This window comes from Ruminobacter amylophilus (genome assembly GCF_900115655.1).
In the GTDB taxonomy this organism is placed as follows: Bacteria; Pseudomonadota; Gammaproteobacteria; order Enterobacterales; family Succinivibrionaceae; genus Ruminobacter; species Ruminobacter amylophilus.
The window spans coordinates 1-9,683 of the sequence record NZ_FOXF01000068.1 but is presented as its reverse complement, the minus strand read 5'-3'; the positions used below and the strand labels follow the sequence as shown (position 1 = coordinate 9,683).

General features: G+C 33.5%; 6 protein-coding genes, 1 pseudogene and 1 CRISPR repeat array. All 7 genes and pseudogenes read left to right on the top strand.

Going from position 1 to position 9,683, the window contains the following annotated elements; all coding sequences use genetic code 11:
* Positions 1-264 (top strand): annotated as a pseudogene (locus BMY80_RS12455) (transposase); the annotation flags it as partial.
* A gap of 9 nt (positions 265-273) precedes the next feature.
* Positions 274-1,182 (top strand): type I-F CRISPR-associated endonuclease Cas1f, encoded by a 909-nt coding sequence (gene cas1f / locus BMY80_RS11155; protein WP_281242283.1) that lies wholly within the window; start codon positions 274-276, stop codon positions 1,180-1,182.
* Positions 1,183-1,224: 42 nt separating this feature from the next.
* Positions 1,225-4,560 carry a type I-F CRISPR-associated helicase Cas3f gene (gene cas3f, locus BMY80_RS11150; protein ID WP_093143717.1) on the top strand — a complete coding sequence of 1,112 codons (3,336 nt, stop codon included), beginning with the start codon at positions 1,225-1,227 and terminating at the stop codon, positions 4,558-4,560.
* Between the two features lies 1 nt (position 4,561).
* Positions 4,562-5,734 (top strand): type I-F CRISPR-associated protein Csy1, encoded by a 1,173-nt coding sequence (locus BMY80_RS11145; protein ID WP_093143715.1) that lies wholly within the window; start codon positions 4,562-4,564, stop codon positions 5,732-5,734.
* Positions 5,731-6,657 (top strand): type I-F CRISPR-associated protein Csy2, encoded by a 927-nt coding sequence (locus BMY80_RS11140; protein WP_177178578.1) that lies wholly within the window; start codon positions 5,731-5,733, stop codon positions 6,655-6,657. The genes BMY80_RS11145 and BMY80_RS11140 overlap by 4 nt, the downstream gene beginning before the upstream one ends.
* A gap of 30 nt (positions 6,658-6,687) precedes the next feature.
* Positions 6,688-7,713, top strand: a complete 1,026-nt coding sequence (csy3, locus tag BMY80_RS11135) for a type I-F CRISPR-associated protein Csy3 (protein ID WP_093143711.1) — start codon at positions 6,688-6,690, stop codon at positions 7,711-7,713.
* Positions 7,713-8,297 (top strand): type I-F CRISPR-associated endoribonuclease Cas6/Csy4, encoded by a 585-nt coding sequence (gene cas6f / locus BMY80_RS11130; protein WP_093143709.1) that lies wholly within the window; start codon positions 7,713-7,715, stop codon positions 8,295-8,297. The genes csy3 and cas6f overlap by 1 nt, the downstream gene beginning before the upstream one ends.
* Before the next feature lie 184 nt (positions 8,298-8,481).
* Positions 8,482-9,531: direct repeats of the CRISPR family, unit length 28 nt; unit sequence GTTAACTGCCGTATAGGTAGCTTAGAAA.
* Positions 9,532-9,683: the final 152 nt, after the last annotated feature.

Genomic DNA, 9,683 nt, shown 5'->3' with positions numbered 1-9,683 from the left:
AGTGAATTCTGCAATTTCCTGTCAACTGTTCTATCGTTTAAATTGATTAACAAATTTGATAAGGCTGAATTACTGAACACATTTACCTATAAAAAAATCATGTCAATTTTAAAAAGAGCTAAACAAGCCAGAATTAACTCGGGTGACTGGCAACTTATTAATATGAATCCGTCTCAGGTTAAGGTACTTCAAAAGTTGTCTCTTTTACCACAAGATGAAGTACCAACTAAAAGATCTCCTGGCAGACCAAAAAAGAATGTATAGTATTACGATTTGGGAAAGTTCTACTTAAGTCACTGCAGAATAATGCAGAAAAATGGTCGTGTACTTTATTTGACTGAAAAAGATAAATTAGAACAATTCTTTAATATTCCGATCTGTAATACCACTGTAATTTTATTAGCTGAAGGTACATCAATAACTCAGGCAGCAGCCAGAATGTTAGCACAGGCTGGGGTATTGTTTGGATTTTGTGGAGGAGGTGGAACACCTTTATTTGACGGCAACAGTATTGAATTCATAACGCCTCAAAGTGAATATAGACCGCCTGAATTTGTTCAGCAGTGGTTGTCATTCTGGTATATAGATGATTATCGTTTACAAGCCGCAATTCAATTGCAGAAGGCACGAATCAGATTTATAGAAAAAATCTGGACTACTGATAGAGAACTTTCTAGTAACGGCATAAAGCTTTCTTCTGAGGATTTAGGGATACTTAATGATTATTATGTGCAGACTCAGTTTGCAAAAAACGTCAATGATTTATTAACTATAGAGGCTCGATTTACTAAGAATCTTTATCGTATTGCAGCGCATATGTTGTTGCAGAGAGATTTTATTCGTTCCCGCGAGGGAGATTCCACTGATCTGGCTAACGATTTTTTAGATCATGGTAATTATCTCGCATATGGGTTGGCAGCAACTGTACTTTGGGTATTGGGTATTCCTCATGCCTTTGCGTTAATGCATGGAAAAACTAGAAGAGGTGCATTGGTATTTGACGTGGCGGATTTAATTAAGGACGCTGTTGTATTGCCGTGGGCTTTTATTTGTGCAAGAGAAGGTTATAGTGATTCTGATTTTAGGCATCAGATGATTATGGTTTTCAATGAAACTAAAGTTATGGATTTTATGTTTGATACTGTACAGCAAATCTGTATGGATAATAAAAAATTTGAATGACTGTTTAATGTAACATCTTCTTTGATTTGAGGATTATGTCATATGATGGTGGTTTTTGTATCTGAATCTGAAAAGGGTGCTATTAAAACAACAGAGCGAGTGTTGGATGCATTTGCATTGCGTATTGGAAAATCAACTTGGCGAACCGTAATAACGCAAGATGGTTTAAAGATGGTAAAAGTATTGTTGGGAAAAACAGCAACAAAGAATACAGCCGTTTCATGTCATTGGATTCGTTCAAGAAGTGTTAGCCAGCTTCTTTGGATCGTAGGGAATAAAAATAAATTTGATATTTTGGATGGAATTGTACCGGTAAACTATACAGAAAAAAGTATACTTAGCAATTACGAGTCAGTCGGTTGGGATTATATGCCTATGCTTCAGTCTTTAGTTGCTGTTTCTGCTCTTTTTCATGATTTGGGTAAATCATCTTTATATTTTCAAAACAAATTAAAGTGTTGTTCAAATACTACTGATCCTTTTAGACATGAATTGGTATCAGCGATGCTTTTATGGGGAATATATGGTTTTTTTTGTGATAAAGGAAAAGATTGGCTGAAAGAACTATCTGTTGGTAATGTACCTTGTTATAAAGACATTATAAATTATTGTCGTACTTATAATGAGTGGGATGATAGATTTAGGCCATTTAAAGTTAGCAAAGGATCAACAGATTCTCTTCTTTTATGTGTTTTGTGGCTGATACTTAGTCATCATAGGTTACCTTCTCCTGTAACTAATGAAGGGAAAAAATATAGTGAGGGCGATATCCCTGATAATTTTTTAAATGATCTTTATGGGTTATTCTCAATTATTACTGTCGGGAATGCATATAAAAGACAATCTAGTTGTAAGAATGATATAGAAGAATTAGATCAGTGTTTTAATTTCCCAGAATGGATAGATGATTTTTCAATGGTATGGTTTAACCATTTAAAAAAATGGAGCTCAAGATTAGCTGACAGCCGTCTTCTTTTTGCTCATTATTCAGGACATGATTTGCGAGCTGTTTTGAAATATGCCAGATTGAGCCTGATGTTGGGTGATCATAATTACTCTTCCAAGGATAATGATTTATCCTGGAGATCTAAATCAAATCTTTTTGCAAATACCTTTAAAACTACTCGTGAATTGAAACAAAAGCTTGATGAACACCTATGTGGAGTGTGTGATACCGCCGTTAAAATAGCATATTTTCTTCCTTATTTGGAGTCAAATATGCCTTATGCTGAAAATGTGAAGGAATTAACAAGAAGGGTAAGTTTACCGAGATTTATATGGCAGAATCAGGCTGTCGACAAGTTAAAGAAATTTAATCGAGAAAATGAAAACCAGGATATAAAAGGCGGTTTTATTCTAAATATGGCAAGTACTGGCTGTGGAAAGACTATAGCAAATGCAAAAATTGCATTAGGTATTGGAAAAAACGATAAATTGCGTTTTACGCTGGCTTTGGGACTAAGAACTCTTACATTACAGACCGGTGACGAATACAGAAATAAATTAGGCATGTCGGATGAGGAAGTAGCTGTTATTGTAGGTTCGTCAGCGATTAAATATTTACATCAACATGATAGACCTAATGAGGATGAGATGGATTTTAGTGATTCATCTTCTTCTTTGTTTGATGAATACGTAGATTTTAATGGAATCCTACAGCATGATTTGTTTTCAACTATAACTGGTGATGAAAAACAATTACAACTGTTATGTGCACCTGTTCTAGTTTGTACCATAGATCAGCTTATGCCAGCAACGGAATGTGTAAAAGGAGGTAAATATATTCCACCTTTTATGAGGCTAATGACTTCAAATTTGGTAATAGATGAAGTTGATGATTTTTCAACTAATGATCTTTTTGCAGTTGGTCGCCTTGTATATTTAGCTGGTACATTCGGAAAAAAAGTTATTCTGTCTTCAGCCACAATTCCTTATGAGGTAGTAGTAGCTTTTTTTAATGCCTACTATAAAGGATTAATGGTTTATGAAAAGTTGAATAAATGTTCTAGAAAAATAATGTGCATGTGGGTTGATGAATTTAATACGCAAATGGAAATATTTGAGAAAGATAAAACACCAAAATTTTCTGAGATGCATAAGATTTTTATCAATAAAAGAATTAAAAATCTAACAGATAATAAGTCTTTTTTTAGAATGGGACAGGTGTTTAAATCTCCATTTGATGATATTGATGAAGGAGATTTGTCAAAAGCTTATTTTAAGTACATTTTAGATGCTTCGTTAGAGTTACATGATTTTAATCATGTAGAGGATCCTGAAACATATAAGGAGGTGTCGTTCGGGGTAATAAGAATGGCCAATATAGATCCTTGTGTAAAAGTTGCCAAATATTTATGTGAGGCGGAATTACCTTTAGATACAGAAATAAGGGTGATGGTTTATCACAGCAGACAGGTATTGTTAATGAGACATTATCAGGAAAAATATTTGGATACTCTGTTAAAACGAAAAAATGAAAATGTTAAAAAACCCAAGATTTTAGAAGATGTATTTGTAAGAAAGATAATAAACAAAAGTAAGGCATCTAAAATACTGTTTGTTGTCGTAGCGACACCTGTTGCTGAAGTAGGAAGAGATCATGATTACGATTGGGCTGTAATTGAGCCTAGTTCATGGCGTTCAATTATTCAGATGTCAGGTAGAGTAAACAGACATAGAAATATTCCTATAACCAATCCTAACGTCTCTATAATGCAGTTCAATTATAAGGCTTTTATTAACAAAGATGCTAAGAATGAATGTTATTTTATAAAACCTGGATACGAGGAAGATAGTGATAAACCATGGGAAAAACATGATTTGTCAGAGTATTTACATGGATTGTCAAATAATAATAAATTTGGAATAACTGCAGTTGACCGTATTACTACAGATTATAAAAATAATAAGAATAAATTATCTTCACAGGAATTAATAGCATTAGGAAATAAAATTAAAAATAATACAAAAATTTATGGTTTTTTGGGGTACGGTAACAGTTATGCCGATTTAACTTCAATACCTCAGACATTGAATAAGTTTAGACAATCAAATCCTGTATACACCATCGTCTATAGATTTGAAGATAAGAATTTTGACGAAGCTCATTTTTTTGAAAAAGATAGCCAAAATAATTGGAATAATTTTTCAAAAACATATACTATTAAAAATATACAAGATTATAAATATACTGATAGATTATGGTTGAATAGAAATTATAAGAGTTGCGTAGAAGAGTATTCTGAGCAGTTTGATAAAAGTTTTGATGATGTAGCTGATTATTTTGGTGAAGTTCATTTACCTATTTATAAAAATAATTGGATATACAGTGATAATTTTGGGGTTTATTCGCAAGAAGACGAATTTAAAGAAGATTGAAATGATTAGTAAAGAAGTTTTAGATTTTATAAACGAAAATGAATTGTCAAAAACGTTTATAGATGATGCAGCCAAAAAAGCCAAAGCTATTAATTGTGCTACTCATCCGTATTCTTTTTCACATCCACAACCTTTTACTGCTTCAGACAAAAAAGTGTTATCACATATTGTTTTTCAAGGTAGACGAACAGAAGATGGTTATGTTAGATCCGGCAATGTAAAAGTATCCAGACCTTTAGATTTATCTGGTAATGCTGGAGATGCAAAAATTTGGAAATTTCTTATGTTGAAACTATCAAATGGTTTCACAATTTTGGAAAATCTCAGAGATAGAACACCAGAAGCTTATGAATTGCTTCAAATGGATGGAAGATCTAAGGATGATGCAATTAAATTAATGGATGATTTTTCCTTGATGTTTGAGCAATCAGACAGTCAGGTAACCTCATCAAGAATCAAGCAAGTTTATTTTTATATAGGCGAGAATCAATACCACTTGTTGTCTGTTGTTACTCCTTCATGCCTAGTTTTTGAATTGAAAAACAGAATAGCAGCAATTCGCAACGAAAAAAATGAATTTAGGGAAAATAAAAGAAACAACTACAGAGATATATACGGTATTCGAGTGGTGAAGTATGGTGGCGCCAAACCTCAGAACATAAGTTTTCTTAATAATGCTAATGGCGGTAAGGCTTTGTTATTAAGCTCTATTCCTCCTTTGGATATAGATGAATTAAATATCAGACTTCCAAAAAAAGATTTTTTTGATGAGTGCATGGACTATAACCAATATCGCTCTTTATTTACATATTTTCATAAATATCTGTCGTCAGATAAAGAAACAGTACCTAATAATCTGTTATTTAGATACAGGGATAAAGCGATAAACAATATTATTGATTTTGTTGTCCAGAATTTGTTTTTAGTTCGAAGTAGTGCAAATCTCTGTAGAGAAAATCTACCTAAGTTCCAGCAGGTTTGGCTAAATCCAAATGAGCTTCAAAGACAATCGTTAATGACAGATATGTTAAAGGAACAAATCAGTAATTCTATAGTTGATTGGATCAGAAGAACTTATTACAGATTGTATGATAAAAGGAAAGTTATATTAGGTAATAGTGAAATAAATTTTATAAAAGAAGTAATTTCAAATCGTGAGGAATTCTGGTTGTGAACACTAGTTTATTAATTTTACCACATATAATCATCAATAATGCAAATGCCTGGTCAAGTCCTTATACAGTAGGTTTTCCTTCTTTAACTTCTATTGGTGGTGCAGTTCATTGTTTACAGAGAAAAATTTGTAGTTGTGGCTTTCCTTCAATTGCTTTTAAAAATTTTGGAGTGGTTTCTCATAAATTTAATTTGAGAGAGAGCAGAAGTGGTTATGATTCCTCAATCGTTTTAACTGGAAATCCATTGGTAAAAGATAAAGAAAATCCACAAAAATATACAAAGCCACCGTTTATTGCAGAAATTAAATGTCAGATGGATATTAGTTTGATTATTGAGTTTGAGGGAGATGTTAATGAATCATCGGATCTAGGGAATGGATTCATTGAACTGATTATTAGCACGCTACATGATAGCATGAGGATTTCTTCTGGAGATGTAATTTCGTTTGATAGACCAAGATTAATTTTTCATGCGAATGAACCAAAAGTTTTTAGACAAAAAATAGTTGGTTTGTTAATGCCCGGGTACGCACTGATTGAAAGAAAGGATTTAGTTAAAAATTCCCTTGATAATCAGAATGATGCACTTGATTCTTTATTAGATTCTTTGGTTATAAATTTTGAAAAAGATTCAGCAGGAACCAAAAATCATAAAGGTTGGTTAGTTCCAATTTGTACTGGATATATGGGGGTAACATCTATCGTTCCTCACGCATTGAATCAAAGAGACGACTGTACTCCTCATCGCTTTGTGGAAAGTATGGTGACATTGGGTGAGTTTCGAATGTTACATAAATTTAAAGAAATACGTGAGTTGTTATGGCGTAGTAATTATATTGAAAAAGATAATTATTATGTTTATGAACAGTTTGATAATTCATCACTGATGGATGATGAATTGGATGAGGATTTTTTTATATAGTATTTTATTTTTTGGGTTAGGAGATTAAGAATGGCTAAATCAAACATTCCTTCAGTATTGGCTTTCGAAAGAAAAATCAGTCCTTCAGATGGTTTATTGTATGGAACCATGTGGGAAAATAAGGATGTTTCAGTTCCATTAAGATTGCTCGAAAAATCAGTAAGAGGAACTATTTCAAACAGGCTTACTTCAGCTGTAGCAAAAGATCCGTTAAAGTTAAATAATGATATTAAAAATTCCAATCCTCAGACAGTGGATTGTTGTTCTTTGCCTCAGGATTGCGATACTGTTAAATTGGAATTTACTGTTAAATTTCTTGGAAATGTTGGTGTTCCATCAGCTTGTAATAATTCTGAGTTTAAAAACAATTTGCAGTTAGCTGTTAGCAAGTATAAAGAAAGATATGAATTTAATGTGTTATCTAAGCGCTATGCATACAATCTTGCCAGTGGACGTTATTTGTGGAGAAACAGGGTCGGTGCAGATGCTATTCATGTCGAAGTTCGTACAATAGGTAATACATTGGAAAATGAAAAACAGTTTATTTTTGATGGTAAAAATTATCCTTTGTCAAATTTTGAATATTCTGATCCAAAGTTGGATGAATTGGCAAAGCTGATCAATCAGACATTGTTAGGCAAAACTTCTTTGACCTTAAAAGTAACTGCTTATGCCAAAATTGAAAATGGTCAGGAAGTATATCCTAGTGAAGAACTTGTTATGGACAAGGCAAGGGTAAAAAAGAGTAAAATTTTATATTCTGTAAACGGAGTAGCTGCTTTACATTCTCAAAAAATTGGAAATGCAATTCGAACCATAGATACTTGGTATACTTTATTTTCAGACAAGCTTGAAGGTGTCGTGCCAATTGCCTTGGAGCCTTATGGCGCTGTAACAACTTTAGGTAAGGCTTTTAGACACCCTAAGAATAAAGAAGATTTCTACACATTGTTTGATAAATTTGCATTAGGTGAACAGTTAGATGAAACACAGCTCCACTTCGTGATAGGAGTGTTAATTCGTGGAGGTGTGTTTGGTCAAGGTGAAAAAGAATAATGGAACGATTGTACTATTTAGACGTATTATTAAAATATGATCACGATATTCCATGTAATTTTCTTTTAAGCAAATTTATGTATGCCATTCATGTGACATGTGCTTTGAGTGTAAAGTTAACAGGAATGTCGAATATAGGGGTAGCATTTTTAGATTACGACAAAGAAGAGGCTAGATTAGGCAATAAGTTAAGACTGTTTTCGTTTAGTGAAGAAGTTTTAAAGAAAATTCCACAGGTGAAGCAATTTAAGAATTTAGAAGATTATGTTCTCTATGGAAGTGTTGCTCTAGTCCCCAAATTTGTAAATGAATTTGTTCAGTATCGTCGGGTTCAGTGTAAGTTTAATAAGGAGAAATTGATTCGACGATATGCACAGCGACATAACGAAGATTTGAATTTTGTAAGAATTCGTTATAAAGATTTGCAAAGTAAGAATCTATCCCTACCTTATGTTAATTTAAGTAGCTCAACTAGTGGAGAACATTTTAGGTTATACATAGATCAGATTGAAAATATGGAATATATTCCTCCTGTTTTTAATAGTTATGGATTGATATCTAGTGGTGCTTTACCAAAATTTTAATTTCTAGTTTGTGGGTCCTTATACAATATGGGGCCCTTTTCTTTTTTAGTTTGATATTAATTTTTATATTGTTTCGTATGCTCTGAAATATCATTGCATACGAAATTTAATATTATTTTTTATTTTTTTCTAAATTTATTCATATAGTATAATAGAATCAATGATATCGGAAATCCAATTCATTGTTAACTGCCGTATAGGTAGCTTAGAAATTGAAGCAACACAATGGGTTTTCCATTTTGAAGTTAACTGCCGTATAGGTAGCTTAGAAATCATAGTTTAAGGCGGTACTTTGATTTAGCACGTTAACTGCCGTATAGGTAGCTTAGAAAGATAAGAATATCATCAGTGATACCAAACGAGGGTTAACTGCCGTATAGGTAGCTTAGAAAAAAAAGAGGGAAAGAACTATGATACAGTTAGAGTTAACTGCCGTATAGGTAGCTTAGAAATGTACTTTTGCTTTTGGTAATTCCTTGAGTTTGTTAACTGCCGTATAGGTAGCTTAGAAATCATCCAGATTTCAGACTGGTGGTAACGGCCAGTTAACTGCCGTATAGGTAGCTTAGAAATGAAAGCTATCGCACTTGTCGGCAAGGGTCTTGTTAACTGCCGTATAGGTAGCTTAGAAAGCTTGCGTGTTCGGTGATGTCTATGACGCTGTGTTAACTGCCGTATAGGTAGCTTAGAAATGGGAACCAGCTATAATTGAGTGAAGGCATATTGTTAACTGCCGTATAGGTAGCTTAGAAATTCTTCTTGGTTGGTCTGGATCTTCATCTATAAGTTAACTGCCGTATAGGTAGCTTAGAAATGATGAGTGTTTACGCCTATCGGGCCCGAAAAGTTAACTGCCGTATAGGTAGCTTAGAAAATAGAGAACGTCAATAAAGCCGTACTGAGTACGTTAACTGCCGTATAGGTAGCTTAGAAATTTTAACGAAAACGGCTATGGCATCTTTGCAAGTTAACTGCCGTATAGGTAGCTTAGAAATGATGAGTGTTTACGCCTATCGGGCCCGAAAAGTTAACTGCCGTATAGGTAGCTTAGAAAATAGAGAACGTCAATAAAGCCGTACTGAGTACGTTAACTGCCGTATAGGTAGCTTAGAAATTTTAACGAAAACGGCTATGGCATCTTTGCAAGTTAACTGCCGTATAGGTAGCTTAGAAATGTGATAGTAACATCGGAGCCATTGAGGGAGAGTTAACTGCCGTATAGGTAGCTTAGAAATCATCAACTGCCTGCCTGTTAAACGATCGTAAAAGTTGACCACCTAAACGAATTAAAGTTGACCACCTGCAAACAAGAAAAAACAGACAACGGAGTGGTCATGAAAAAAGCCAAAAATCGTAAAATGCCGGAATATCTCGTAAGGAAAAAAC

Excerpts from the sequence above, each read along its gene's own strand:
- cas3f (WP_093143717.1), top strand. The coding sequence starts at position 1,225 with ATGATGGTGGTTTTTGTATCTGAATCTGAAAAGGGTGCTATTAAAACA.
- BMY80_RS11145 (WP_093143715.1), top strand. The coding sequence starts at position 4,562 with ATGATTAGTAAAGAAGTTTTAGATTTTATAAACGAAAATGAATTGTCA.
- csy3 (WP_093143711.1), top strand. The coding sequence starts at position 6,688 with ATGGCTAAATCAAACATTCCTTCAGTATTGGCTTTCGAAAGAAAAATC.
- cas6f (WP_093143709.1), top strand. The coding sequence starts at position 7,713 with ATGGAACGATTGTACTATTTAGACGTATTATTAAAATATGATCACGAT.